22 protein-coding genes are annotated in these 26,261 nt (G+C 70.1%); 13 read left to right on the forward strand and 9 right to left on the reverse strand.

Annotation, left to right across the window (positions count from 1 at the left end; translation table 11 throughout):
• Positions 1 to 399 precede the first annotated feature (399 nt).
• Both ACF1B9_RS00365 and ACF1B9_RS00370 read left to right on the forward strand, forming a co-directional pair.
• A complete protein-coding gene (locus ACF1B9_RS00365) occupies positions 400 to 861 on the forward strand; it encodes a MerR family transcriptional regulator (protein WP_391742193.1) in 462 nt (153 codons plus the stop codon).
• Positions 861 to 1,877 carry an aldo/keto reductase gene (locus ACF1B9_RS00370; protein WP_391742191.1) on the forward strand — a complete coding sequence of 339 codons (1,017 nt, stop codon included), beginning with the start codon at positions 861 to 863 and terminating at the stop codon, positions 1,875 to 1,877. Before ACF1B9_RS00365 ends, ACF1B9_RS00370 begins: the two co-directional genes overlap by 1 nt.
• Before the next feature lie 46 nt (positions 1,878 to 1,923).
• Here the strand turns inward: ACF1B9_RS00370 and ACF1B9_RS00375 are convergent, their stop codons facing one another.
• From ACF1B9_RS00375 to ACF1B9_RS00405, 7 genes are all read right to left on the reverse strand, one after another.
• Positions 1,924 to 3,132 carry an acyltransferase gene (locus ACF1B9_RS00375; RefSeq protein ID WP_391742189.1) on the reverse strand — a complete coding sequence of 403 codons (1,209 nt, stop codon included), beginning with the start codon at positions 3,130 to 3,132 and terminating at the stop codon, positions 1,924 to 1,926.
• Positions 3,129 to 4,175: an alpha/beta hydrolase gene (locus ACF1B9_RS00380; RefSeq protein WP_391742187.1), complete on the reverse strand. Its 1,047-nt coding sequence runs from the start codon at positions 4,173 to 4,175 to the stop codon at positions 3,129 to 3,131. Before ACF1B9_RS00380 ends, ACF1B9_RS00375 begins: the two co-directional genes overlap by 4 nt.
• A gap of 173 nt (positions 4,176 to 4,348) precedes the next feature.
• Entirely contained in the window at positions 4,349 to 5,032 is a 684-nt protein-coding gene (locus ACF1B9_RS00385; RefSeq protein WP_391742185.1) for a response regulator, read from the reverse strand.
• Positions 5,029 to 6,396 (reverse strand): sensor histidine kinase, encoded by a 1,368-nt coding sequence (locus ACF1B9_RS00390; RefSeq protein WP_391742183.1) that lies wholly within the window; start codon positions 6,394 to 6,396, stop codon positions 5,029 to 5,031. Before ACF1B9_RS00390 ends, ACF1B9_RS00385 begins: the two co-directional genes overlap by 4 nt.
• Before the next feature lie 123 nt (positions 6,397 to 6,519).
• Complete coding sequence (locus tag ACF1B9_RS00395) at positions 6,520 to 7,494, reverse strand: DUF4429 domain-containing protein (RefSeq protein WP_391742181.1); 975 nt, start codon at positions 7,492 to 7,494, stop codon at positions 6,520 to 6,522.
• 85 nt (positions 7,495 to 7,579) lie between these two features.
• Entirely contained in the window at positions 7,580 to 8,803 is a 1,224-nt protein-coding gene (locus ACF1B9_RS00400) for an alpha/beta hydrolase (protein WP_391742179.1), read from the reverse strand.
• 232 nt (positions 8,804 to 9,035) lie between these two features.
• Complete coding sequence (locus ACF1B9_RS00405; protein ID WP_391742177.1) at positions 9,036 to 9,728, reverse strand: TetR family transcriptional regulator; 693 nt, start codon at positions 9,726 to 9,728, stop codon at positions 9,036 to 9,038.
• A gap of 134 nt (positions 9,729 to 9,862) precedes the next feature.
• On the opposite strand from ACF1B9_RS00405, the gene ACF1B9_RS00410 reads away from it, so the two are divergent.
• Positions 9,863 to 11,455 (forward strand): MFS transporter, encoded by a 1,593-nt coding sequence (locus ACF1B9_RS00410; protein WP_391742297.1) that lies wholly within the window; start codon positions 9,863 to 9,865, stop codon positions 11,453 to 11,455.
• A 174-nt stretch (positions 11,456 to 11,629) separates the two neighbouring features.
• Entirely contained in the window at positions 11,630 to 12,046 is a 417-nt protein-coding gene (locus tag ACF1B9_RS00415) for a peptidase inhibitor family I36 protein (protein WP_391742175.1), read from the forward strand.
• Positions 12,047 to 12,112: 66 nt separating this feature from the next.
• On the opposite strand, the gene aceE is transcribed toward ACF1B9_RS00415, so the two are convergent.
• A complete protein-coding gene (gene aceE, locus ACF1B9_RS00420) occupies positions 12,113 to 14,854 on the reverse strand; it encodes a pyruvate dehydrogenase (acetyl-transferring), homodimeric type (RefSeq protein WP_391742174.1) in 2,742 nt (913 codons plus the stop codon).
• A 468-nt stretch (positions 14,855 to 15,322) separates the two neighbouring features.
• On the opposite strand from aceE, the gene ACF1B9_RS00425 reads away from it, so the two are divergent.
• The 6 genes from ACF1B9_RS00425 (at position 15,323) to ACF1B9_RS00450 (ending at position 20,086) form a co-directional block, all read left to right on the forward strand.
• Positions 15,323 to 15,760 carry a DUF3052 domain-containing protein gene (locus ACF1B9_RS00425; protein ID WP_391742172.1) on the forward strand — a complete coding sequence of 146 codons (438 nt, stop codon included), beginning with the start codon at positions 15,323 to 15,325 and terminating at the stop codon, positions 15,758 to 15,760.
• 263 nt (positions 15,761 to 16,023) lie between these two features.
• Positions 16,024 to 16,482 carry a peroxiredoxin gene (locus ACF1B9_RS00430; RefSeq protein WP_391742171.1) on the forward strand — a complete coding sequence of 153 codons (459 nt, stop codon included), beginning with the start codon at positions 16,024 to 16,026 and terminating at the stop codon, positions 16,480 to 16,482.
• 146 nt (positions 16,483 to 16,628) lie between these two features.
• Complete coding sequence (locus tag ACF1B9_RS00435) at positions 16,629 to 17,204, forward strand: TerD family protein (protein ID WP_391742296.1); 576 nt, start codon at positions 16,629 to 16,631, stop codon at positions 17,202 to 17,204.
• A gap of 158 nt (positions 17,205 to 17,362) precedes the next feature.
• Positions 17,363 to 17,938: a TerD family protein gene (locus tag ACF1B9_RS00440; protein WP_361445306.1), complete on the forward strand. Its 576-nt coding sequence runs from the start codon at positions 17,363 to 17,365 to the stop codon at positions 17,936 to 17,938.
• A 70-nt stretch (positions 17,939 to 18,008) separates the two neighbouring features.
• Positions 18,009 to 19,148 (forward strand): DUF475 domain-containing protein, encoded by a 1,140-nt coding sequence (locus tag ACF1B9_RS00445; RefSeq protein WP_391742169.1) that lies wholly within the window; start codon positions 18,009 to 18,011, stop codon positions 19,146 to 19,148.
• A 203-nt stretch (positions 19,149 to 19,351) separates the two neighbouring features.
• Positions 19,352 to 20,086 carry a Tellurium resistance gene (locus ACF1B9_RS00450; RefSeq protein WP_391742167.1) on the forward strand — a complete coding sequence of 245 codons (735 nt, stop codon included), beginning with the start codon at positions 19,352 to 19,354 and terminating at the stop codon, positions 20,084 to 20,086.
• Between the two features lie 138 nt (positions 20,087 to 20,224).
• Here ACF1B9_RS00450 and ACF1B9_RS00455 read toward each other — a convergent pair whose 3' ends face one another.
• Positions 20,225 to 21,130, reverse strand: coding sequence for a TerD family protein (locus tag ACF1B9_RS00455; RefSeq protein ID WP_391742166.1), 906 nt, complete (start codon positions 21,128 to 21,130; stop codon positions 20,225 to 20,227).
• 220 nt (positions 21,131 to 21,350) lie between these two features.
• Here ACF1B9_RS00455 and ACF1B9_RS00460 point away from each other — a divergent pair, with 220 nt between their 5' ends.
• The 3 genes from ACF1B9_RS00460 (at position 21,351) to ACF1B9_RS00470 (ending at position 26,186) form a co-directional block, all read left to right on the forward strand.
• Positions 21,351 to 22,514: an HpcH/HpaI aldolase/citrate lyase family protein gene (locus ACF1B9_RS00460; RefSeq protein WP_391742164.1), complete on the forward strand. Its 1,164-nt coding sequence runs from the start codon at positions 21,351 to 21,353 to the stop codon at positions 22,512 to 22,514.
• 100 nt (positions 22,515 to 22,614) lie between these two features.
• Positions 22,615 to 25,326, forward strand: a complete 2,712-nt coding sequence (locus tag ACF1B9_RS00465; protein WP_391742162.1) for a phosphoribosyltransferase — start codon at positions 22,615 to 22,617, stop codon at positions 25,324 to 25,326.
• On the forward strand, positions 25,323 to 26,186 hold the full coding sequence (locus tag ACF1B9_RS00470; protein ID WP_391742161.1) for an HAD family hydrolase: 864 nt from the start codon (positions 25,323 to 25,325) through the stop codon (positions 26,184 to 26,186). The genes ACF1B9_RS00465 and ACF1B9_RS00470 overlap by 4 nt, the downstream gene beginning before the upstream one ends.
• The last annotated feature ends 75 nt before the right edge of the window (positions 26,187 to 26,261 follow it).

Raw genomic sequence — 26,261 nt, forward strand, 5'->3', positions numbered from 1 at the left:
TGCTTCGTTGTACGCGAACGGGATTGACGCACAGGGCGTGGCGACTGAACCGCCCCCCGGTGTGTCGGTCCCGTTCGTCGCGACGGAGACAACGGTCGCTGCGGCTGCCGGGGACTTTCCTCCCGGGAGGGAATTCGACGGCTGCGATATTTCGAGTGGTGGGTGCTGGGGCTGTCCTGGTGGGTTCCTTCTGGATAATCACGGCAATGACGGAAATGTGAGCAGCCGGCAGGAGATTCGGCTGCTGGCTTCGGGGATGAGGATGGCTCACGGGAAGCCGGTCGTTGCTCTCGCCTCTGCCGCGTTCGAGCGACACTTCCGCGACCTGCTCGTCGTTCCTGAGGCGAATCGCCGTCCGCGCTTGCTTAGAGTGCACTCCAAGGTTCTAGCGTGGAGGGCATGACGGTGATGGAGAGCACTTCCGTGAAGGTGGACGTCTGCGCCTCGGCCCCGCGGGCGCATCCGCGCCCCGAGGGGCAGGACCGCTACACCATCAGCGAGGTCGTCGCCCTCACCGGGCTCACCGCGCACACCCTGCGCTGGTACGAGCGGATCGGGCTGATGCCGCATGTCGACCGGTCGCACACCGGTCAGCGCCGCTTCACCAACCGTGACCTGGACTGGCTGGCGTTCGTCGGCAAGCTGCGGCTGACCGGGATGCCGGTCGCCGACATGGTCCGGTACGCGGAGCTGCTGCGCGAGGGCGAGCACACCTTCGAGGAACGGCAGGAGCTGCTGGAGGCGACCCGCCGCGACGTGAGGACGCGGATCGCGGAGCTCCAGGACACCCTCGCCGTCCTGGACCACAAGATCGACTTCTATGCGAGCGCCCGACGGGCGCCGGAAAGGCCCTGTGCCTGATGACTGACAACAAGATCGCCACGGTGGAGCTCGGCAACGGCGGCCCGCAGGTCGGTGTGCAGGGGCTCGGCTGCATGGGCATGAGCGAGTTCTACGGGGACACCGACGAGGGAGCGGCGCGCGAGACGCTGGAGACGGCGTTGGCGGCGGGCGTCACGCTCTTCGACACCGCCGATGTGTACGGTCTCGGCGCCAACGAGGAGTTCCTCGCCCCGTTCGTCGGGGCGCACCGGGACGAGATCACCCTCGCCACGAAGTTCGCCATCGAGCGCAAGGACGACGACCCGCACTACCGGGGCGTGCGCAACGACCCCGCGTACATCCGTCAGGCCGTCGAGAACAGCCTGCGGCGGCTGAAGACCGACGTCATCGACCTGTACTACATGCACCGCCGCGACCCGGCCGTCCCGCTGGCCGAGTCCGTCGGCGCGATGGCCGAGCTGGTGCGGCAGGGCAAGGTGAAGCAGCTCGGGCTGAGCGAGGTCACCGGCGCGGAGCTGCGCGAGGCGTACGCCGTGCATCCGATCGCCGCCCTGCAGTCCGAGTGGTCGCTCTTCAGCCGGGACATCGAGCGCAGCGCCGTGCCCGCCGCCGTCGAACTCGGGGTGACCGTCGTGCCGTACTCGCCGCTCGGTCGCGGCTTCCTGACCGGGGCGTTCGCGGACGCGGCCAAGGACCTGTCGAAGGGCGACTTCCGACAGTTCCAGCCGCGCTTCACGGGCGACAACGCGAAGACGAACGCCGCCCTGCTGGAGCCCGTCCACAAGATCGCGGCGGCGCACGGGGCGTCCGCGGCGCAGGTGGCGCTCGCCTGGGTGCAGCAGCGGGCCCAGGTGCACGGCCTGACCGTGGTGCCGATCCCGGGCACCCGCAGGAGCAGCCGGCTGCTGGAGAACGTGGCCGCCACTCGGCTCACGCTGACGGACCAGGAGCTGGCGCTGCTGGAGCCGATCGCGGGACAGGTGGCGGGGGACCGGTACCCGGACATGAGCAGCACGTCCGCCGCGCGCGAGTAGTCGTTTCCGGTTCGGGTGCGGGGCCGGGTCTCCCGGCCCCGCACTCCTACGCCAGCCCCAGCGCGTACACCGCGAATCCCGTCGCCAGCAGGCCCGCCACCGCCCGGCGGGCGTTCGCCGCGCGCGTACCGGTCTGCCACGGCGCCTCGAACCGGCGCGTGTACCGGGCGATCAGCACCAGCAGCCCCGCGAACACCGGCATCCACGCCATCCGGGCCAGGATCCAGCCGACCGTGTCGGGCCCGGTCGTCAGCCCCGGCACCGCACCGGCGAACGACGCCGGGACCGCCGCGGCCAGCATCGCCGTCTGGTGCCAGCACAGGATCGTCATCGCGGACAGGTTGATGACGACGACCGGCGCCCACAGCAGCGGCTTGCGCAGCAGCCGGCCGATCCGGTCCCGCAGCAGGATCGCCGCACCGCTCTGCGCGGCGGCCAGCGCCAGGACGAGCAGCGACGGCGGGTGCGAGTTCGTCCGCGCCTCGCCGGGGACACCGACCATCGACGCCGGGTAGTGGAAGGCGAGCAGCAGCGCGGCGAACAACACCGTCCCACCGATCAGCAACAGCCGGGCGCCCCGCCTGCCGATGCGACCCTCGCCCCAGGAGACGCCGAGCTGGTACGCGAAGAGCCAGCCCGGAAGGATGTTCAGCACGCTCAGCCAGGACGGCATGGCGTCGGCGAACGGCCCGTATCGCAGGAAGTCGACGACGGCGACCGAGCCCAGCAGCGGCACGGCGGCCCAGCCGCCCAGCTTCCGTGCGGCCGTGACGCAGTACGGGGTGAGCGCCGTGACCACCGTGTACACCCCGACGAACCACAACGGCTGGATCACCAGCGTCGACCCGGTCCGCAGGGTGTCTCCGGGCACGCCGAGCGTGCTCAGCACCGGGATCATCGCCGCCCAGACGGCGGTCACCCCGAGCACCGGCCTGCCGAGGCGGGCGACGCGTCCGCGCAGCCAGGCCCCGGCGGTGGACTTCCTGCGGTGGTACGAGAGCACGGAGGCGTACCCGCCGACCAGGAAGAAGATGCCCAGCATCTGGAGCACCCAGCTCGCCGGGGCGAGAGCGCCGAACGTGGAGAGCGGGCTGGCGTTGTGCAGCGCGCCGTCGCCGTCGAGGCGGAAGCCGCCGAGCAGCCAGTGGCCGGTCGGGACGGCGAGCAGGGCGAGGGCGCGCAGGCCGTCGACGGCGCGGTCGCGATGGGCGGGGGTACGGGCGTCGATGCGCTCGGCGAGCGTGCTGAGGCTCATCGGGCTTCCCCCTCCGTGATCGAGGCGAAGGCGCGGAGCGAGTCCGTACCGGGGGCGAAGTAGCCGGTGTGCCCGTGGGCGTCATGGGCCGGCACGTGGCGTGCGCCGAACTCCGGGCCGGTCGGATCGGGGCCGTGGCCCAGGCCCGCCACCTCGACGTTCGGTACGTCGTCGATCCAGTCCGTGGCGTCCTTGGCCGCCCAGACCCGGGCGGTGGTGTGCAGATCCTCGACGTCGTCGGCGCGCATCCCGGGCGAGCCGAGGACGACCAGGTCCGTGGCGCGCAGCCGGGACGCGGCGAGTCCGCACACGACGGAGCCGTAGCTGTGGCAGAACACGGCGGGCGCGGGCACGCCGTCGGCGGCCAGCCCGTCCGTGAACCGGGTCAGCCGGCCGGCGCCCGCCTCGGCGAGCGAGCCCGTCGCGGCATCGATGCCGATGCCGACGGGGGTGGTGTAGCCGGCCCAGGCGACGACCGCGCTGCCGCGTCCGGTCTCCGCGTACAGGGACTTCGCCATGCCCGCCGGAGTGCCGTACACATCGTTCGTACGGTCGAAGGTCCCGGCGTCGATGTCCGAACCCGGCACCACGACCGCCACATGGCGCGCGGTGCTCAAGTCCCCGAAGACCTCGGCGACCTGACCGCGTCCGCGCGGATCGAAGGCGAGGATCCGGCGGTGTCCCGATCCGGTGAGATGGGTGTATCGGGGGTCGCGACTGGCCCGCAGGGAACGGGCGTTGGCCCGGTAGCGCAGGGCGACGGGTACGCCGTCCAGATTCCCGACGACGAGTGGGTGCCGTGCGACCAGGGTCTGTTGCTGTGTCGCCGTCAACCCCCGGAAGAATCGGCTCACTTCGGTGGGGGTGGTCCGCTCCGGGTCCGGCAGCTCGCGCCCCAGCACCCGATCCGCGCGCCAGGCCGCGGTTCCGGGAGGTGGCCCGGTCAGGGCCTGCTGCGCGTTCCCGGACGCCCAGCCGGCCGTCCCCGCCACCACGGTGGTCGCCAGCGCGACCGCGACCAGAGTCCTTGCGTAACGGCGCATCCCGCCCTCCCTCTCCGGCTGACCCGGCTCCCGCGCGCCGATCGGCGCGACGGAGAGGAAGGTAGGAAGGGAGTGGGTGCGCGGACGTCGCACCAGGGGGCCAAATGCGGGGTGCTACCGGGGTAGGGGGTGTACGGGGGGACTGCCGGAGACGTGGGAGGGGGGAGAGCCCCCTACTGCTCGCCCGGTACCACCACTCCCGCCTCGTACGCGAAGATCACCGCCTGCGCGCGGTCCCGCAGATCCAGCTTGGTCAGCACCCGTCCGATGTGGGTCTTCACCGTCTGCTCGGCCAGCACCAGCCGCGCGGCTATCTCCTGGTTGGACAGCCCCCGCGCGATCAGCTCCAGCACCTCCCGCTCGCGCGGAGTCAGCGCGTTCAGCCGCAGCGCCTGCCCGCTCCGGGCCGCCCCGGACGGCCCCTGCCGGGCGAAGTCGGCGATCAGACGCCGGGTCACGGACGGCGCCAGCAGCGCCTCGCCCGCCGCGACCACCCGTACCGCCGAGATCAGATCCGCCGGCGGCGCGTCCTTCAGCAGGAAGCCGGACGCCCCGGCGCGCAGCGCCTCGTACACGTAGTCGTCCACGTCGAACGTGGTGAGCATCAGCACCTTGGGCAGGTGCACCACGCCCGCGGGCGGGTTCAGCAGCTCGCGGGCCGCCGCCAGGCCGTCCATCTCGGGCATCCGGACATCCATCAGGACCACGTCCGGGTGGACCCGCCGGCTGACGTCGATGCCCTGGCGCCCGTCCGGCGCCTCACCGACCACGTCGATGTCGCTCTGTGCCGAGAGCAGTGCCGCGAACCCCGCCCGCACCATGGCCTGGTCGTCGACGATGATCACGCGGATGGTCAAGAGTCCTCCGAGGTCGGGGGCGGAACCGGGGTGAGCGGCAGCCGCGCAGCCACCCGGAAGCCGCCGTCGGGCAGCGGTCCGGTGTCCAGCGTGCCGCCCGTCAACCGTACGCGTTCCCGCATACCGACCAGACCGTGCCCGGTCCCGGTCGTCTCCAGCGGTGAACCGGGCTTCTCCGCCCGATCGTTGACCACCAGCACGGTCAGATGCACGCCGTCGGACGTGACCGAGACCCTGGTCCGCGCACCGGGCGCGTGCCGGACCACGTTCGCCAGGGCCTCCTGCACGATCCGGTACGCCGACAGATCCACCGCCTGCGGTACGTCCGACACATCGGCGGCCAGCGACAGTTCGGCCGGCAGCCCCGCCCGCACCGTCGCCTCCACCAGCTGCTGCAGCCGGTCGAGCCCCGGCTGCGGCGCTCGTTCACCCTCCGTGCCCTCGCTGCGCAGCACTGTCAGCAGCCGCCGCATCTCCGTGAGCGATTCCCGCGCGCTCGCCGCGATCGCGCCGAACTCCTCGACCGCCTCCTCGGGCAGCCCGCTGATCCGGTACGGCGCGGAATCGGCCTGGACCGTGATGACGGACATGTGGTGCGCGACCACGTCGTGCAGCTCACGGGCGATCCTGGTGCGCTCCTCCAGCAGCGTCCGCTGCGCCCGCTCGGCCTCGCTGATGGTCTCCTGCTCGGCCAGCCGGCGCTGGACGTCGCCCCGTTCCCGCAGCGCCGCGCCGATCACCAGGACCACCGCACCGAGGATCACGAGCAGCAGCGCGCTGCCATCGCTGCGCTCCGGCGAGATCAGGTGCAGGACCAGGCTCGCCGAGCTCGTCGCCACCCAGACCGCGATCAGGGTCCGCCGGGTCTCGCGCAGGGCCAGCGCGAGCAGCAGGAAGAGATAGGCGACCAGGGTGGGCGGCGGCCATGGCCAGATGTGGAACGCGCCGACCGGATACCCGCGCAGCGCGGCCGCACCCAGGATGTCGGCGGGAAAGATGATCCACCACGCCTGCAGCGGCCGGTGCGCCAGCATCAGGAGCGGCGCCGCCTGCGCGACGGCCAGAGCTCCCGCCAGCCCTCCGTTCACGCCGTACCCATGGGTCAGGACATTGATCGTGACCGGGACGAAGATCGCGACGAGGGCGAGGACGACGACGTACGGCAGCAGCCGCTGCCACCGCCTCGGCGCGTTCGCCAGGAAGGGCGTCGCGGGATGGGACGGGTGGGACAGCTCGTGGGCGAGCTCGCGCAGATTGCGCCGGGCGGCGCTCAGCAGGCCGTCGACGGGCGGCGGGGGTCTTTGGGGCAGCGGCGGGGGCGTGCGGGGCGGCGTGGACGGCATGGGCGGCGGGGAAGTGGACATGGCCCGATCAGCGTAAGCGCGGCGCGGCCCGGCGGCGTCATACCGGAGTCCCGGTCCACCGCCGCGCTTCTCGTACGGGAGTACTACCGGCGAGCCGGGCCCCGGTCGTCGGGCACCTGGCGTCTACAACTCGGCGAGCAGCTGGGCCTTCTTCGCGCTGAACTCGTCGTCCGTCACCAGCCCCGCCCGGTGCAGTTCCCCGAGGTGCCGGATCCGCTCCGCGATGTCCGCGGGATCGCGCCGCCCCGCGCCCGCCAGGACGGCGGCCTGCGCGGCGGGCGCCGGCTGTTTCCTGCGTACGGACTCCAGTACGGCCGCGGCGAACGGCAGTGACTCGTGCACCGGGCCGTAGCCGAGGCCGAAGATCACCGCGGCAGGATCCTGATCGGCCCGGGTGGGGTGGGGAGCCGTCGGCTGCGCGCTGCGCACCGTGCCCGTGACGACCTCCGCGCCCGCGGTCATGCCGGAGCCGGCGCTCACGGCGAGGCCGCTGCCCGGCCCCGGAGCCGCACCCTCCAGACCTCTCGGAACCAGCCGCAGATAGCCGTCGAAGGCTTCCGGCGAGCGCCACTCGACGCCGCTCAGCTCCGTCACCGCGAACGTCTGGTCACCGGCCTTCCACTTCGCCGTGGAGGCGCCCGTCCAGAACCAGCGGAACGAGATCCGGTCCCCGTCGAAGCCGGCCCGGCCGTCGTACGCCTTGAACTGCATCGGCGCCTCGGGGGCCGCGACCAGGAACCGCTCGGCGGGCTCCGCGGCGTCGGGAGGGAGCAGGGCGCGCAGTTCGTCCGCGTAGTACTCGGCGAGCGTCTCGCGCTCGGCGGGCAGCACCAGCCGGTACGGGTCGCAGCCGTCCTTGAGCTGCCCGGCCGCGGCCTCCAGCAGCGGGTCGGCACCGGGTCTCGGCACCGCGTGCAGGACCACCGTGCCCCGCTTGCCCGGGGTCAGCGTCACCGACGACAGCGCCGCGTGCGGGACGCGGCGTTCACGCAGGCTCTGGAAGAGCTTCGGCGTGCGTATACCCCGTTCGAAGCGGATGAGCACGGAGTCGGTGTCGAACTCCCAGGTGGCATGAATTCCGGCCAGCACATCACCCATGTGCCTCATCGTATGCGGCACTTGCCCGCACGTCCCCCTTCGGCGTAGACCGCAATTTCCGGTCGGCTGCGGCGGCTGAGAGCCCTCAGATCTTCAGGACGGGCTCCTGGCTGCCGGTGATTTGTTCGTGGCAGGCGCTGTCGGAGCTCGCGCAGCTCACCGAGTCGTAGGCCCCCACGCCGATGGCGGCGAAGTTGCTGAGGCTCCCGGTGCCCGGCTCGAAATAGCCGCTGTGCCCGACCGCGTTGCCCGCCGAGACGATGCGCGCGCCGAAGCCCGGGTCGACCGGGTCGGCCCCGTGACCGAGCCCGCCGAGCTCCAGGTTCGGAACGTCCTCGATCCAGTCGCCGTGGTCCCGCGTCGCCCAGACCCTGGCCTGGGTGCGCAGCTGCCCGGCGTTCTCCACGCGCATGCCGGGGCTGCCCGCGACCGCGATGTCGGTGACCCTGGACGGCAGTTCATGCGCGGCGACACCGCACAGCACCGAGCCGTAGCTGTGGCAGAACAGGGAGACCGGCGCGTTGCCGGGCAACGCGCCCACCAGGGCGTTCAGCCGGACCGCCCCGCGCTCGGCGAGATTCCCCAGGGCCGCGTCCACGCCGATCCCGGCGGGCGTGGTGTAGTCGGCCCAGGCGATGACGGCGGTCCGGATGCCGGGGCGCGCTGCGCGCTCCGCCGCGTACAGCGACTTCGCCATGCCGACGGGGGCGGCGTTCACCTTGGGCGCGGACCGCTCCAGCGTCAGCAGGTTGGTGTCGACGCCGGGGACGATCACGGAGATTCGCTGGGCCCGGTCGAGATCGCCGAACACCTCCGCGGCGCGGCCCTTTCCGGACGGGTCGAACGCGAGGATGTGCCGGCCGCGGTCGAGCATGGAGTCGAAGCGGTCCATCCGGCGGAGCGCCTCGGCGCGGCCGTCAGGGGAGAGCCTGGAGTCGTGCATGCGCTGCCGCTCGACCGTCCGTGCCGTCACCAGGGCCCGCTGGTTGGCGTGATAGCGCAGGGTGACCGGGGCACCGTTCAGATTGCCGACGACCAAGGGGTACTTGTCGGCCAGGGCGGTGCGCTGCGCGGCAGTCAGCGAGGTGAAGAACTGTGCCAGGCGGTACGGCGGCGCGTCGACGTCGGGCAGCGCGTGCCCGGCCACGTGGCCCCGCGCCCAGGCGGCGAGTGCGAGGGTGCGTGGCTCGTCGGTGCGCTGGTGACGCACGGCGGTCCAGCCCGTGGTCGCCAGCATCACGAACACGACCGCGACGGCGAGCAGCGCGCGCCATGCGGTGAGCGTGGGAGAGGAGTCGAAGGAAGTCACTCAGGCCCACATTAGGAGACGCGCGGCGGCAGCCGTGAAGAGGGTGACGCACATCACCCGGCTGTCGGGAATTCAAGGCCGGTTGTTTCACGCTGTGTTGGTGCGGCACGCACACTCAGGCGCGTGGAGCGCCCTCGGAGCGTCGTATGTGGCCGCCGGGGCACGGCTGTTGTGAAGTCGGTCATGTCATGACACTGAGGCGTACAGCACATCGGACGGAGCTTCCATGGCGTCACCCGAGCCCGGCGTCGGCTCCTGCCCGCCAGCTCCCGGCCAGCGCCGGGACGAGTTGGTCCAGGTACACCTCGGTCAGCGCGCGCAGCGAGTCCACGCTGGCGTCGTGCCCCTGCCCCCAGAGCTGTCCGGTCACCCGCATCACCCCGCTGAACGCGGCCACGGCGACCCTCGGCCGGGGGTCCGTCTCCACGTCGAGCCCCTCGCGTTCGGCGATCAGCAGGGCGACCCGGTTCTCCAGATCGATGCAGCGCCGCAGATGGGCGGCGAGCAGCGACGGCGTCGACTCGATCATCCGGTACGTACGCATGTGAAGTTCGACCGTGACGATCGCCTCGATCGCCTCACTGATGCTGTTCCAGGCGCAGAGGACCGCGCGGCGCATCGCCTCGAACGGGGCCTCCGCCGCGGGGCGCCTGCGCAGCTCCGAGAGGAAGTGCGACTCCATCATCTCCTGGAGGGCGAAGGCGACCGCCTCCTTGCCGGCGAAGTAGCGGAAGAAGGTGCGCTGGGAGACGCCGACCGCGTCGACGATCTGGTCGACGGTGGTCTCCTCGTACCCCTGGGTGATGAAAAGATCGACGGCGGCGTGCAGCAGGGCGTCCCGGGTGCGTCGCTTCTTCCGTTCACGCAGTCCGGTCGGTCGTCCGCACTGTCCGGTCGGATGCGCGGCCCGCTGCCCATCGGTCACTGAAGTGGTCCTCTTTCTCCGCTTTTCCCAGCTCAGCGTATCTGTGAGCAATATGACAGTTACTGACTTGTGAAATGGTTTGTCAACTGTCAGAGACTGACACTAATCTCCCGCACATGACTAGTCAGACCACCGTGGAAAAGGCGTCGCGGGAGCCGCAGAACAGCGCCGTGCCCGCACCTGCCAAGGGGCTGCGCGGCCACCCCTGGCTGACGCTCTTCTCCGTGGCCATCGGCGTGATGATGGTCGCGCTCGACGGCACGATCGTCGCGATCGCCAACCCCGCCATCCAGAAGGACCTGGGAGCATCGCTCGCCGACGTCCAGTGGATCACCAACGGCTACATGCTCGCCCTCGCGGTCTCCCTGATCACCGCGGGCAAGCTCGGTGACCGGTTCGGCCACCGCCAGACCTTCCTCATAGGCGTCGTGGGCTTCGCCGCGGCATCGGGAGCCATCGGCCTCTCCCACAGCGTCGCGCTGGTGATCGTGTTCCGGGTGCTCCAGGGCCTCTTCGGCGCCCTGCTGATGCCCGCCGCGCTCGGCCTGCTGCGCGCCACCTTCCCGGCCGAGAAGCTGAACATGGCGATCGGCATCTGGGGCATGGTGATCGGTGCCTCGACCGCGGGCGGACCGATCCTCGGCGGGGTGCTCGTCGAGCACGTCAGCTGGCAGTCCGTCTTCTTCATCAATGTGCCGGTCGGTGTGATCGCGCTCCTGCTGGGCCTGGTGATCCTCAAGGACCACCGCGCCGAGAACGCGCCGCGCTCGTTCGACATCGGCGGCATCGTGCTGTTGTCGCAGGCGATGTTCTGCCTGATCTGGGCCCTCATCAAGGGCTCGGAGTGGGGCTGGGGCGACTACAAGACGCTCGGCTTCCTGGGCGCCGCCGTGGCCCTGTTCGTGGTCTTCGCGTTCTCCCAGAAGAACGTCAGGGAGCCGCTGATCCCGCTGGCGATGTTCCGGTCCGTGCCGCTGTCCGCGGGCGCGGTCCTGATGGTGCTGATGGCCTTCGCCTTCATGGGCGGGCTGTTCTTCGTCACTTTCTACCTCCAGAACGTGCACGGTCTGAGCCCCGTCGACAGCGGTCTGCACCTGCTGCCGCTGACCGGGATGATGATCGTCGCCTCGCCGCTCGCCGGCGCCATGATCACCAGGTTCGGCCCGCGGGTCCCGCTGGTCGGCGGCATGGTGTGCACGGCGGTCGCCATGTTCGGCATGTCCCAGCTGGACACCGGCACAGGCACCCTGACCATGTCGATCTGGTTCGGTCTGCTCGGTCTCGGCCTCGCCCCGGTGATGGTCGGCGCCACCGAGGTCATCGTCGGCAACGCTCCGATGGAGCTCTCCGGCGTCGCGGGCGGTCTGCAGCAGGCCGCCATGCAGGTCGGCGGCAGCCTCGGTACGGCGGTGCTGGGCGCGGTCATGGCCTCGCAGGTCAGCTCGAAGCTGCCCGACAACTGGAAGGCCGCGGAGCTTCCGCCGCTCAGCCCGCAGCAGATGGACCAGGCGTCCTCGGCCGTCGAGGTCGGCATCCCGCCGGTGGGCGGGAACGTACCGCCGGAGGTCGCGGGGAAGATCGCGGGCGTCGCCCATGACACGTTCGTGTCAGGCATGAGCACGGCGTTCATGGTCGCGGGCATCGTCGCGGTGGTCGCCGCGCTGGTCGCCACGCTCACCAAGCGCGGTGCGAATGCCGGGGCGGGCGCGGGCGCCGGTCACATCTGATCGCCCGTCACGACGCCGCACGGCGTCAACACAGCGCGTACGACAGCCCCGCCGGACCGTTCCGGCGGGGCTGTCGCCTATCCGGGTGGTGTGGTCCGCGGCCCCTTCCCCGGACGCTGCCCCGCAGGTCAGGGTGCGTGCAACTGATTCGCACCACCACGGGGGTCGATTTTCATGCGCATGACCGTCCTTGCCGCCGCCCTGGCCGCAACCGCCCTGATCCCGCAGACCGCGGCCCACTCGGCGATCCCGCGGGCCACCGCCCACTCCGCGATCCCGCGGGCCGTGACCCACTCGGCGCCCGCCCGGCCCGGTGCCTGCGGAAGCGGGCAGCTCTGCCTCTGGGTGAAGCCGGACTTCACCGGAGCCCGGCAGACCCATGAGCTGTCCACGATCGACATCGACAGCTGCGTCCCGCTGCCGAAGGGCGGCAGCGCCCAGGCGCTCGCCAACCGCACCGGCCGGCCGGTCACCACGTACCAGTCGGCGGAGTGCGCCGAGACCGGTGAGTTCGAGACCTACCCGGGCGGTGGCACCTGGGTGCCCCAGTCCCCTTACCAGATCAGGGCCTTCAAGGTCTGGGAGAACTGACGCCGGACACGCCGAAGGGCGGCGGAACCACTGGTTCCGCCGCCCTTCGGCCGTGATCCGCCGTGCCTACGCCTCGCCGCCGGCCGCGCCCGGGTCGGCCGCGGTCACATCCAGCAGCTCGTACCGGTCGATCGCCTGCTTCAGCAGCGAACGGTCGATCCGGTTCTCCTTCGCGAGCTCGGTGAGCACCGCGAGGACGATCGACTGCGCGTCGATGTGGAAGAACCGGCGGGCCGCGCCACGGGTGTCGGCGAAGCCGAAACCGTCCGCACCCAGCGACTGGTACGCACCGGGCACCCAGCGTGCGATCTGGTCCGGCACGGAACGCATCCAGTCCGAGACCGCCACGAACGGTCCCTCCGAGCCGGAGAGCTTCTGCGTGACGTACGGGACGCGCTGCTCCTCCTCCGGGTGCAGCAGGTTGTACCGCTCCACGTCCACGGCCTCGCGGCGCAGCTCGTTCCAGGAGGTCGCCGACCAGACGTCCGCCCGGACGTTCCACTCGTCGGCGAGGATCCGCTGCGCCTCGACCGCCCACGGGACGGCCACACCGGACGCCATGATCTGGGCCGGGATCTCGCCCCGCTCGGCGGCCTTGTAGCGGTACACGCCCTTGAGGATGCCTTCGACATCCACGTTCTCGGGCTCGGCCGGGTGCTGGATCGGCTCGTTGTAGACGGTGAGGTAGTAGAAGACGTCCTCGTTCTCCTCGGGGGTCCCGCCGTACATCCGACGCAGACCGTCCTTGACGATGTGCGCGATCTCATAGCTGAACGCCGGGTCGTACGCGACGCAGCCCGGGTTGGTCGAGGCGAGCAGCTGCGAGTGGCCGTCCGCGTGCTGGAGACCCTCACCGGTCAGCGTCGTACGACCGGCGGTCGCACCCAGCACGAAGCCGCGCGCGAGCTGGTCGGCCATCTGCCAGAACTGGTCCCCGGTGCGCTGGAAACCGAACATCGAGTAGAAGACGTACACCGGGATCAGCGGCTCGCCGTGCGTGGCGTACGCGGAACCGGCGGCGATCAGCGAGGCCGTGCAGCCGGCCTCGGAGATGCCGTCATGCAGCATCTGACCGGTCGGCGACTCCTTGTACGCGAGCAGCAGATCGCGGTCGACCGCTTCGTACTGCTGGCCGAGCGGGTTGTAGATCTTCGCGCTCGGGAAGAACGCGTCCATGCCGAAGGTGCGGTACTCGTCGGGCGCGATCAGCACGAAGCGCTTGCCGATCTCCTTGTCCCGCATGAGGTCCTTCAGGATGCGGACGAACGCCATGGTGGTGGCGATCGACTGCTGGCCCGACCCCTTCTTCGCGGTCGCGTAGGTCTTGTCCTCGGGGAGAACCAGCGGCTTCGCGCGCACCACACGGGTCGGGACGTAACCGCCCAGGCCCTTGCGGCGGTCGTGCATGTACTGGATCTCCTCCGAGTCACGACCCGGGTGGTAGTAGGGCGGGTAGCCCTCGTCCAGCTGCTTGTCCGTGATCGGGATGTGCAGCCGGTCGCGGAACCGCTTGAGGTCCTCGACCGTGAGCTTCTTCATCTGGTGGGTCGCGTTGCGGCCCTCGAAGTTCGGCCCCAGCGTCCAGCCCTTGACGGTCTGCGCCAGGATCACCGTCGGCTGGCCCTTGTGGGCCTTGGCCGCCGCGTAGGCCGCGTAGACCTTCCTGTGGTCGTGACCGCCGCGGCCCAGGTGCAGGATCTGGTCGTCGGTCATGTCCTTGACCATGTCGCGCAGCCGCGGGTCGTCCCCGAAGAAGTGCTCACGGATGTACGCGCCGGACTCGGTGGCGTACGTCTGGAACTGCCCGTCCGGCGTGGTGTTCAGCTTGTTGACCAGGATGCCCGTGCGGTCCTGCGCGAGCAGCGGGTCCCAGGAGCGGTCCCAGACCAGCTTGATGACGTTCCATCCGGCACCCCGGAACTGCGACTCCAGCTCCTGGATGATCTTGCCGTTGCCGCGCACCGGGCCGTCGAGGCGCTGCAGGTTGCAGTTGACCACGAAGGTCAGGTTGTCCAGGCCCTCACGGGCGGCGATGGAGAGCTGGCCGAGCGACTCGGGCTCGTCCATCTCGCCGTCGCCCAGGTAGGCCCAGACATGGGACGCGGAGGTGTCGGCGATGCCACGCGCCTCCATGTAGCGGTTCATCCGGGCCTGATAGATCGCGCCGAGCGGGCCGAGGCCCATCGAGACCGTCGGAAACTCCCAGAAGTCCGGCATCAGCCGCGGGTGCGGGTAGCTGGACAGACCGTTCGGCGCCTTCGACTTCTCCTGGCGGAAGGCGTCGAGCTGCGCCTCGCTCAGCCGGTCGAGCAGGAAGGCGCGGGCGTAGATGCCCGGGGACGCGTGCCCCTGGAAGAAGATCTGGTCGCCTCCCAGGCCGTCGTCCTTGCCCCGGAAGAAGTGGTTGAAGCCCACGTCGTACAGCGAGGCCGAGGAGGCGAAGGTGGCGATGTGACCGCCGACACCGATCCCCGGACGCTGGGCGCGCGACACCATCACGGCCGCGTTCCAGCGGGTCGCGTTGAGGACCTTGCGCTCGATCTCCTCGTCGCCGGGGAAGAACGGCTCGTCCTTCGTGGCGATCGTGTTCACGTAGTCCGTGCTGCGCATCTCCGGCACGGCGACGCGCTTCTCGCGCGCACGCTCGATCAGCCGGAGCATCAGGTAACGGGCCCGCTCACGGCCTCGCTCGTCGACCGCGGCGTCGAGCGAGTCGAGCCATTCCTGGGTCTCTTCGGGATCGAAGTCCGGGACCTGGCTCGGCAGGCCGCCAATGATGATCGGGTTGCGATCGGATCCGGAAGCCACGCTGTTCCTTCGCTGTTCGGTGCTGCTCTACAGGGCCTGGCCACGGGAGACATGCCCCCGAGGTGTATGCATGTACGCCATCACCATCGTGTACCGCGAGGGCGTAAACGTCATCTCTACCGAGAGGTAACCGCCGTGTTGCGAGACATCACGTCCGGAGCGCGGGGATGGGCTGGTCCAAACCGCAACCATACGCCCAACCCGTCCAAGCGTTCCCAAAGGATGTTCGACTCCGAATGGCGGACCGAAACGGCATAAGCTGTGAACGGACGTAAAGGGTGTGGACGGTGGCGCGGCCCCCGCAGGGGACCTGCCGACAGTGCGGCGACGTGGCAGGGAACGTCACCGTTTAGGCGGTCTCGGACGCTGGGTACTTGCGCGATCCGCCGCTCCCGTGTGGACTACGGCCAACGCCCCGCGCACGCGCGTGGCTGAAGCATTTTCCGAAACATGATCAGGAGGCAACCCGTGAGCGCGACCGCGGACCACGCGGAGGAGCGGACCAACCCGGCAGCACGCCTGGGGTTCGAGCCCGGACAGGTGGTCCAGGAGATCGGCTACGACGACGACGTCGAGCAGGAGCTCCGTGAGGGCATTGAGGCCATTATCGGCCAGGAACTCGTCGACGAGGAGTACGACGACGTCGCAGACGTCGTCCTGCTGTGGTTCCGCGACGAGGACGGCGACCTTACGGACGCGCTGGTGGATGCCATTGGTCTGATCGAGGACGGCGGCGCGGTCTGGCTGATGACGCCGAAGACCGGCCGTGACGGATACGTCGAACCGAGCGACATCAACGAGTCTGCGCAGACCGCCGGTCTCTCCCAGACCAAGAGCATCAATGCGGGCAAGGACTGGACGGGCAGCCGTCTGGTCACACCGAAGGCGGCCCGAGCCAAGCGCTGAACGGCATTCGCCACGCATCCGCCCCGAAGGCCCCCGACGGCATGAGCACGCGCCGCCGGGGGCCTTCCGTGTGAGCGGAGTCCTGCCGGGGCCCGCCCGTACACGCCCCGTAGGCCCGTGCGGGGCCAGGTCCTGCGTCCGTGCGGGCCGGCGGGGTGCAGGATGCCCCCGTGCGGGTGCTGCGTGGCCCGCTGCGGGCCCTGCGTAGGGTGGGAGCCACCCGGACAGCCCAGCCCGGTGAACGTAGCGAAGGGACGCGTCTCATGGCGATCGAGGTCGGCACCAAGGCCCCGGACTTCGAGCTGAAGGACAACCACGGCCGGACCGTGAAGCTCTCCGACTTCCGCGGCAAGAAGAACGTCGTGCTGCTGTTCTACCCGTTCGCCTTCACCGGCGTGTGCACGGGTGAGCTCTGCGCGCTGCGGGACGAGCTGCCGAAGTTCGAGAACGACGACACGCAGCTGCTCGCCGTCTCCAACGACTCCATCCACACCCTGCGTGTCTTCGCCGAGCAGGAAGGCCTCGAGTACCCGCTGGTCTCGGACTTCTGGCCGCACGGCGAGACCTCGCGGGCGTACGGCGTCTTCGACGAGGAGAAGGGCTGCGCGGTGCGCGGCACCTTCATCATCGACAAGGAGGGCGTGGTGCGCTGGACCGTCGTCAACGGCCTGCCCGACGCGCGGGACCTCAACGACTACGTCAAGGCGCTCGACGCGCTCTGACCGCGAGCGGCGGATCTGAGGGCGTCCTGAACAAAAGCCTGCTTTGGCCGGGAACCGGTCACTAGGATCCAGTCGTTGATCGGATGCCAACGCAACGTGGAGGCGCCGGCGCCCGCCGGCCCCCAAGGAAACCAATGGGAGGACTCGTGGGAGTCAGCCTCAGCAAGGGCGGCAACGTCTCGCTGACCAAGGCCGCGCCCAACCTGACCGCGGTCACCGTCGGTCTGGGCTGGGATGCCCGCACCACCACCGGTGGTGACTTCGACCTCGACGCCAGCGCCCTGCTGACGAACGCGGAGGGCAAGGTGGGCAGCGACGGCAACTTCGTCTTCTTCAACAACCTCAAGAGCCCCGACGGCTCCGTCGAGCACACCGGTGACAACCTCACCGGTGAGGGCGAGGGCGACGACGAGGTCATCAAGGTGAACCTGTCCGGCGTTCCTGCCGATGTCGACAAGATCGTCTTCCCGGTCTCGATCTACGAGGCCGAGACCCGCCAGCAGAGCTTCGGCCAGGTGCGCAACGCGTACATCCGCGTCGTCAACCAGGCCGACAACAGCGAGCTGGCGCGCTACGACCTGAGCGAGGACGCCTCGACGGAGACCGCCATGGTCTTCGGCGAGCTGTACCGCAACGGGGCGGAGTGGAAGTTCCGCGCCATCGGCCAGGGGTACGCCTCGGGGCTGCGCGGCATCGCGCAGGACTTCGGCGTCAACGTCTGAGAAGGCGCGACCGGGCCGAGCCGTCGAGGAGCGGCCCGGGTCACGCAGGCCTGCATTCCGTCCGGCGCCGCACCCCGTGCGGCGCCGGACGCGCTCGACAGCCGGCTCACCGGCTCACCGGCTCAACAGACGGTTCATCGACTCGGGGAGGACACACCATGGGCGTCACACTCGCCAAGGGAGGCAACGTCTCCCTCTCCAAGGCCGCACCCAACCTCACCCAGGTGCTGGTCGGGCTCGGCTGGGACGCACGATCCACCACGGGCGCCGACTTCGACCTCGACGCCAGCGCGCTGCTGTGCCAGTCGGGCCGTGTGCTCGGCGACGAATGGTTCGTGTTCTACAACAACCTCACGAGCCCCGACGGCTCCGTGGAGCACACCGGCGACAACCTCACGGGCGAGGGCGAGGGCGACGACGAGTCGGTCATCGTGAACCTCACGCAGGTGCCCGCGCACTGCGACAAGATCATTTTTCCGGTCTCGATCCATGACGCGGACAACCGGGGGCAGACCTTCGGCCAGGTCGGCAATGCGTTCATCCGTGTGGTGAACCAGGCGGACGGTCAGGAACTCGCGCGCTACGACCTCACCGAGGACGCGTCGACGGAAACCGCGATGATCTTCGGCGAGCTCTATCGGTACAACGGTGAGTGGAAGTTCCGTGCAGTGGGACAGGGGTACGCGTCGGGACTGCGCGGTATCGCTCTAGACTTTGGGGTCAACGTTTCGTAAAGCCGCGCCCGGCGCGGGGGAGCCCCGCACACACCTGGGGGAGACCCGTACATACACGATGGGGTAGCCAGTGCTTCTGAAAACCTTCGGCTGGTCGTTCGCGGTTACCGCGCTCGGCCTGGTCGCAGCGGTGTTCTACGGAGGGTGGCAGGCTCTCGGCGTAGTCGCGATCCTTTCCGTCCTCGAGATCTCGCTGTCCTTCGACAACGCGGTGGTCAACGCCGGAATCCTGAAGAAGATGAATGCCTTCTGGCAGAAGATCTTCCTCACGGTCGGCGTGCTCATCGCGGTCTTCGGCATGCGGCTGGTGTTCCCCGTCGTGATCGTGGCGATCACCGCCAAGATGGGCCCGATCGAAGCAGTCGATCTTTCGTTCACCCAGCCCGACCGCTACCAGGAACTCGTCACGGACGCTCACCCGGCGATTGCCGCCTTCGGTGGCATGTTCCTTCTGATGATCTTCCTCGACTTCATTTTCGAGGACCGTGACATCCAGTGGCTGCGCTGGATCGAGCGCCCGCTCGCCAAGCTGGGCAAGGTCGACATGCTGTCGGTCTGCATCGCGCTGATCGTGCTGCTGGTCTCGGCCCTGACCTTCGCGACGAACGCGCACCAGCACGGCGGCGGCCACGCGGACAAGGCGGAGACCGTCCTGCTCGCCGGAGTCGCGGGTCTGATCACGTACCTCATCGTCGGCGGTCTCTCGGGCTTCTTCGAGAACAGGCTGGAGGAAGAGGAGGAGCGGGAGGCCGAGGCCGAGGAGGAGGCCAGGAAGAGCGGCAAGAAGATCTCCGCGATCGCGCTTTCCGGCAAGGCCGCGTTCTTCATGTTCCTCTACCTGGAAGTGCTCGACGCCTCCTTCTCGTTCGACGGTGTCATCGGCGCCTTCGCCATCAGCAACGAGATCGTGCTGATGGCCCTCGGCCTCGGTATCGGTGCCATGTACGTCCGTTCGCTGACGGTCTACCTGGTCCGTCAAGGCACGCTCGACGACTACGTCTACCTGGAGCACGGCGCCCACTACGCCATCGGCGCGCTGGCCGTCATTCTGCTCGTCACCATCCAGTACCAGATCAACGAGATCATCACCGGGCTTGTCGGCGTCGTGCTGATCGCCTGGTCCTTCTGGTCCTCGGTCCGGCGCAACAAGGCGCTGGAGGCCGCGGGCGACGACACGGATTCCAGGGAAGAGGTTCCGTCCGGGGTGTGACCCGGCAGTAATGACCGTCCGGGGTGTGACCCGGGGGGAATTGAGGAACGCTCTCAGCGGGGCGGTCCGTACGGCGACGGTTCTCCGGCAACACCGGGACCCGGCCCGGCGGCCGCCCCGCAGTGATGTGGGTGACCTGTGCGACGCATGGGGCGTCCACCGGGCCGGGGAACTTTTTCTACCGATACGTGTGGGGGTTGGGGATGGCGTTCTGGGACAGCTTGTGGCCACGACGCGAGGCACAGTTCGAGTCGGGCAACGCGTCGACCAACTCCATCGTGCTCTCCAGGCGGCACGCCACGGTCTCGCTCACCAAGCAGGGCGCGCTGACCGGCAATCTGCGGGTCAACCTCTCCTGGCGGATGCGTACGTCGGACATCGAGGGCAGGTCGCGGCAGAGCGGCCGGCTGCTGCGGCCCATGCAGCTCTTCAAGCCCGACGTGGTCCAGGCGCACACCCAGGGCGTGGTCAACGTCGACCTGGACCTGGGCTGCATGTACGAGCTGAAGGACGGCACCAAGGGCGTGGTCCAGCCGCTGGGCAACCTCATCGGCGACCTCAACGCACCGCCGTACATCCGGCTCAGCGGGGACGACCGCTTCGGGGCGCCGTCGGGCGAGACCGTCTACGTCAATCTCGACCAGCGCGACCAGATCAAACGGCTGCTGTTCTTCGTCTACATCTACGACCAGACGCCTGCCTTCGACCGTACGCACGCCAAGGTGACGCTCTACCCGGGCAACGGCCCGCGGATCGAGATCGAACTCGACGAGCACGCCCCGGAGGCCCGCTCCTGCGCCGTGTTCACGGTGGAGAACGTCAAGGACGAGCTGATCGTGCGGCGCGAGGTGAAGTTCGTGTACGGATTCCAGTCGGAGCTGGACCGGCTGTACGGCTGGGGCATGCAGTGGGGACGCGGCTACAAGTCCCGGGCCTGAGCGGCGCTCCTGCCCGTCGGCGGCGGAGCGGCGCTCCTGCCCTCAGCGGTGGCTGGGCCGTGATCACGGGTGGCTCGGGCGGCCGATGGCCGCCCCTCGGCCGTCGCGAGGCGCCCCCTCGGCTGCCGCGGGACCGCCTCAGGACCGTATGAACTGCGGCCCCTGCGGTGGCAGCACGAAATTCGGGTCGGGGGCGTGCGCGGCGGCCGCGGCCGGCTGTGGATAGCCGTAGGCGGGCTGAGCGGTGGCCGGCTGCGGATACCCGTACGCGGGCTGGGGAACGTGCTGGGGAGCCGGCTGGGCCGCCGCGGGCTGCGGGTATCCGTAGGCCGGCGGCTGCTGGTGCTGGACCGTGACCTGGGAGTCGTTGCCCGGGGCCGCTGCGGGCGGGAACGGGGGCGCGGGCGGGGGAAACGCGGGCGGCGCGGCCGACGGGGGTGCCGCCACGGGAGAGGGAGGTGTCATGGACGAGGGAGACGGACCAGGCTCCGCCGTGGCCTCCGACTCGTCCACCGAGATGCCGAAGGCGGTCGCCAGACCCACCAGACCGGTCGGATAGCCCTGTGCCACGGCCCGGAATTTCCAGCCATCGCCGCGCCGGTAGAGCTCGCCGCAGATGATCGCCGTCTCCTCGCCGGTCTCCGGCCGCACATCGAAGACGGCGAGCGGATCTCCGCCCGCCGACGCCGCGTCGTACAGCAGGATGCGCAGATCGTGCACCTGAGCGAATGCGGCTCCGTCGGAGGACGCGGCGACGACCACCTGCTCGACCGAGGCGTCGAGCGCGTTGAGGTCCGCCTCGATGCTGTCCGTGAGCCCTTCGGGAACGCTGCGCTTCGGCAGCCGTCGTACCAGGCCGGAGGGGTGACGGGGCTGGTTGTAGAAGACGAAGTCCTCGTCCGAGCGCACGCGGCCACCGGCTCCGAGCAACAGGGCCGAGGCGTCCACATCCGGAACCCCGGCCCCCGGGGTCCAGCGCAGCACGGCCCGTACGGCCAAGGCGTTCAGAGGGACGTTCGAGCCTTTCACCATCGCGTGCGTCATGCCCGTCATCCTGCCTGCTGGCTACCCGCGTGGACAACGTGGGGGGCGTACCGGGTGTCTCGGCGGTGCGTCGGAACCACGTCGTCCGCAGTACGTCGACCCGTCGGGAAATGGACGAGTTACCCGGAGTTCATGCCTGCGGGGAACTGTTGACACCCGTCCGTACGTACTATTACCGGCCATACGTCGTCCGGCCGGTCAGCCAGTTCGGGGGAATCACATGCGTCATTTCGGGCATATTGCGCCCGCTGCGAGAGAGGGTCTGTTCTTCCAGGAGCCGTGCGAATTCGGCGCGGACTCACCGGCCCGCGTGCTTTCGGCCGCCCTGGGAGCGACCCTGTACAGCCCTGCCACCAGGCCGAGGCTTGCTGACGACGTCATCAAGCAGGTCGGGCGCGGTGTCGTCTCGATGGTGCTGTGCCTGGAGGATTCGATCGACGACTCCGAGGTCGTCGGTGCCGAGGAGAACCTGGTCAGACAGTTCGCCGACCTCGACGCGCGCGGTGTCGATGTGCCCCTGCTCTTCATCCGGGTCCGGGAGCCGGGCCAGATAGCGGACCTGGTGGGCCGGCTCGGTCGCACCGTCCGGTTGTTGTCTGGTTTTGTACTTCCGAAGTTCACCGAAGATTGCGGCGTGCCGTACCTGGAGGCACTCACCAACGCCGAGAAGGTGTGCGGGCAGCGCCTGTTCGCGATGCCCGTTCTCGAATCGCCCGAGCTGCTGCATCTGGAGACCCGTGGCGAAGCACTCCGGGGAATAGCCCGCACCGTCGACAAGTACCGCGAGCGGGTCCTCGCGCTGCGGCTCGGCGTCACCGACTTCTGCTCGGCGTACGGGCTCCGCAGGGCGCCCGACATGACGGCCTACGACGTACAGATCGTCGCCGCCGTCATCGGCGACGTGGTCAACGTCCTGGGCCGGGCGGACGGCACCGGCTTCACGATCACCGGGCCGGTGTGGGAGTACTTCCGGCTCCAGGAGCGCATGTTCAAACCGCAGCTGCGCCGCAGTCCCTTCCTGGAGGGGCGGGCCGAGGAACTGCGCACGGCACTGATCGAGCACGACCTCGACGGCCTGCTGCGCGAGATCGAGCTCGACCGGGCCAACGGCCTGCTCGGCAAGACCTGCATCCATCCGTCGCACGTCGCGCCGGTGCATGCGCTGTCCGTGGTCAGTCATGAAGAGTTCAGTGACGCACAGGACATCCTGCGGCCGGAGCGTGACGGCGGTGGCGTGATGCGGTCGGCGTACACGAACAAGATGAACGAGGTGAAGCCGCACCGCGCCTGGGCCGAGCGGACCCTGCAGCGGGCCGAGGTCTTCGGCGTGTCGAGGGAGGACGTCGGCTTCGTGGATCTGCTGGCCGCAGGCCTCGCGGAATGAGCGCGGCGCGGGGAGTGAACGGGTTTCAAGGGGCGCGAGGGCCCCGCCGGGTGGGTCGGCTCCATGGGGTGAGCGGGCTCCGCGGAACGGGTGTGTCTCGATGAGCGAGCGCGCAGCAGGGAAAGAGGCGGCGAACGTGGTGTGGTCGGGCAGCTGGGTGGCGGAGCGACTGGGCGTCGAGCTCGTCGGCGACGGGAGCCCAGACGGCGACAAGGAGCTGAGGGACCTGCTGGGCCTCGCCCTGCGCCGCAACCCCAAGCGGGCCCATCTGCTCGTGTCGAACGTGCTCGGCAAGCACGTGCCGCAGAAGCCCTCCGTGGTGTACGCCGCCGGCTTCGAGCTCGGCCGACGGGTGCGCGAACTCCTCGGTGACGCCGCGGCGCGGCGGGCGGTCGTGCTCGGTTATGCGGAGACGGCCACCGGTCTCGGGCACGCGGTCGCCGACGGGCTCGGGGTGGCGCCGTACCTCCACTCGACGCGCCGCCCCGTCGAGGGCGTGGAGCGGGCGGGAGGCTTCGAGGAGTCGCACTCGCACGCCACCTCCCATCTCCTGCTCCCGGAGAACCCGGCCCTGCTGGCGGGCGATCGCGACCCGAGGGACGCAGAGGCAGACGCAGGCGCGGAGGTGCGCGCGGGTGCGGACACGGGCGCGGGTCCGGGCGCCGGCGTCGGTGCGCCGCTGGTGCTGGTGGACGACGAGTTCTCCACGGGCAACACCGTGCTCAACACCATCCGCGCGCTGCACGAGCGGTACCCGCGGAGCCGGTACGTCGTCGTCGCCCTGGTGGACATGCGGTCGCCGGCCGACCACGGGCGGCTGACCGAGTTCGCCGCGGAGATCGGCGCACGCGTCGACCTGGTGACGAGGAGCTCGGGCACCGTCACCCTTCCCGAGGGCGTTCTGGAGAAGGGGCAGACGCTGGTGGCCGCGCGGGAGGAGGCACGCTCCGCGCAGCCGGGAGCGGCCGGTCCACCGAGCCCCGAGGAGGCGGCCTCCGAAGCGACGGCCTCCGCAAGGTCGCGGACAACCGGTTCCGTTGCTCCTTCGGCAGCCGGTTCCGCCGCCCCGGAGGCGGGCGTCGAACCCGGGCGCGGGTTCTGTACCCGGGTGGACCTCCAGTGGCCCGCCGGCGTGCCCGACGGTGGACGGCACGGCTTCACCCCCGCCCACCGGGCCGCCCTGGAGCCGGTGCTTCCGGCCATGGCCGCCCGTATCGCCGCAGCGCTGGGCGACGCCCGACGCGTGCTCGTCCTCGGCTTCGAGGAGCTGATGTACGCCCCTCTCCGCCTGGGCACGGCCCTGGAGGACCACACCGATGCCGAGGTGCGGTACTCCACCACCACACGTTCCCCCGTCCTCGCGGTGGACGACCCCGGCTATGCGATACGTACCCGGCTGGTCTTCCCGGCCCATGACAACCCGGCCGACGGACCCGGTGACCGGTACGCGTACAACGTCGCGGGCGCCGGTTTCGACGCCGTCGTCGTGGCCGTCGACTCCACCGCCGACACCCCCGAACTCCACTCTCCCGGCGGCCTGTTGGCGCAGCTCGGCGCACACGTCGACCGCGTGCTGCTCGTCGTCGTCCCCTCGTACGTCCCGTCGTACGCCGCCTCACGCACCGCGTCGGGCCTCCCCGCGTACGCCTCCGAACGGCAGGAACCCCCCATGCTGCCCGAGCCCCTCCGCGGCCCCGCCTTCTCCTCCTACGCACCGGACGACGTCGGCTGGCTGCTCCAGGACCTCTCGGACGTCGAACTGGAGGCGCCCACCGAGGAGCGCGAGGAGGCGATACAGAGCGGTGGCGCGCACTACGCCGAGTCGCTGCCCGTCGAGTACCAGCCGTCCGCCCAGTACCAGGGCCTGTTCAAGGCGGCGCTGGAGCTGTCGGCCGCCCGCGTCGCCCGCGCCGTCGGCACCGTCACCGAGACGGTTCTCGCCGAGCGGACCCCCCGCCCCGTCCTGGTCTCCCTCGCCAGGGCCGGCACCCCCGTCGGCGTGCTCATGCGCCGCTGGGCCCGGCACCGGCACGGACTCGACCTGCCGCACTACGCCGTCTCCATCGTGCGGGGCCGCGGCATCGACGCCAACGCCCTGCGCTGGCTGGCCGCCCACCACGATCCGGCGGATGTCGTCTTCGTCGACGGCTGGACCGGCAAGGGGGCGATCACGCGTGAACTGTCCGCCGCGCTCGCCGAGTTCGACGGATTCAACCCCGAGATCGCGGTCCTGGCCGACCCGGGCGGCTGCGTCCGCACCTACGGCACCCGCGAGGACTTCCTCATCCCGTCCGCCTGCCTCAACTCCACCGTTTCCGGGCTGATTTCGCGGACCGTCCTCCGTTCCGACCTGGTCGGACCCGACGACTTCCACGGCGCGAAGTTCTACCGGGAGCTTGCGGACAGCGATGTGTCCGGCCATTTCCTGGACACCGTCGCCGCCCACTTCGACGAGGTCGTCGACGCCGTGGACGCCGAGGTGAAGGAGCTGCTCGCGGCCGACCGCGCCCCGACCTGGGAGGGCTGGGCCGCGGTGGAGCGCATCAGCGAGGAGTACGGAATCCACGATGTGAACCTGGTCAAGCCGGGCGTCGGCGAGACGACCCGCGTACTGCTGCGCCGCGTCCCGTGGAAGATCCTCGCCACGCGCGGTGCGGGCGCGGACCTTGAGCACATCCGGCTGCTGGCCGAACAGCGGGGCGTCCCGGTCGAGGAGGTCGACGGACTCCCTTACACCTGTGTCGGTCTGATCCACCCGAAGTACACCAGGGGCGCGACGGGTGCGGACGGCAAGGCGGTGGAGTCGAAGTGACGAGCCCGGCCACGCCGCCCGCCCCCACCACTTCGCCCGACCCCGTGACCCTGGTCGCCAGCGACCTCGACCGCACTCTCATCTATTCGGCGGCGGCGCTCCAGCTCCCCATGCCGGACGCCGAGGCCCCCCGGCTGCTCTGCGTAGAGATGTACGACCACAAACCGCTCTCCTACCTGACCGAGACGGCCGCGGCACTGCTCGACGGACTCGCCCGCTCCACGGTGTTCGTCCCGACGACCACCCGCACCCGCGAGCAGTACGGGCGTATCCATCTCCCCGGCCCCGCACCACGGTTCGCGATCTGCGCCAACGGCGGACACCTGCTCGTCGACGGTGAATCCGACCCCGGCTGGCACGCCCGGGTCTCCCGCAGGCTCGCCGACGAATGCGCCTCGCTCGCCGAGGTCCGCGCCCATCTCCTGGCGGCGGCCGATCCCGCCTGGCTGCTCAAGGAGCGCGTCGCCGAGGACCTCTTCGCCTATCTCGTCGTCGAACGCCCGCTGTTGCCCGAGGGCTGGGTCGAGGAACTGGGGGAGTGGGCGGAGACCCGCGGCTGGACGGTTTCCCTCCAGGGCCGCAAGATCTACGCCGTACCGGGCCCGCTCACCAAGAGCGCCGCCATGAACGAGGTCGCCCGGCGCACCGGCGCCACACGCGCCCTCGCCGCCGGTGACAGCCTCCTCGACGCCGATCTGCTCCTCGCCGCCGACCGCGCCTGGCGTCCGGCCCACGGTGAACTCGCCGACACCGGCTGGAGCGCCCCGCACGTCGAGGTGACGGCCGGACGCGGCGTGGCGGCGGGAGAGGAAATTCTGCGGCACCTCCTGCGGGCCTCGGGCCGGGGACAGGCGTTCTGACACCTCCCACGGACGCGCGTCGGATCCGTGACCGTTCCGGATCCGACGCGCGCCGGACGCCCGACGCGCGCTGAT

The organism is Streptomyces sp. NPDC014727 (assembly GCF_043083485.1).
Lineage (GTDB): Bacteria > Actinomycetota > Actinomycetes > Streptomycetales > Streptomycetaceae > Streptomyces.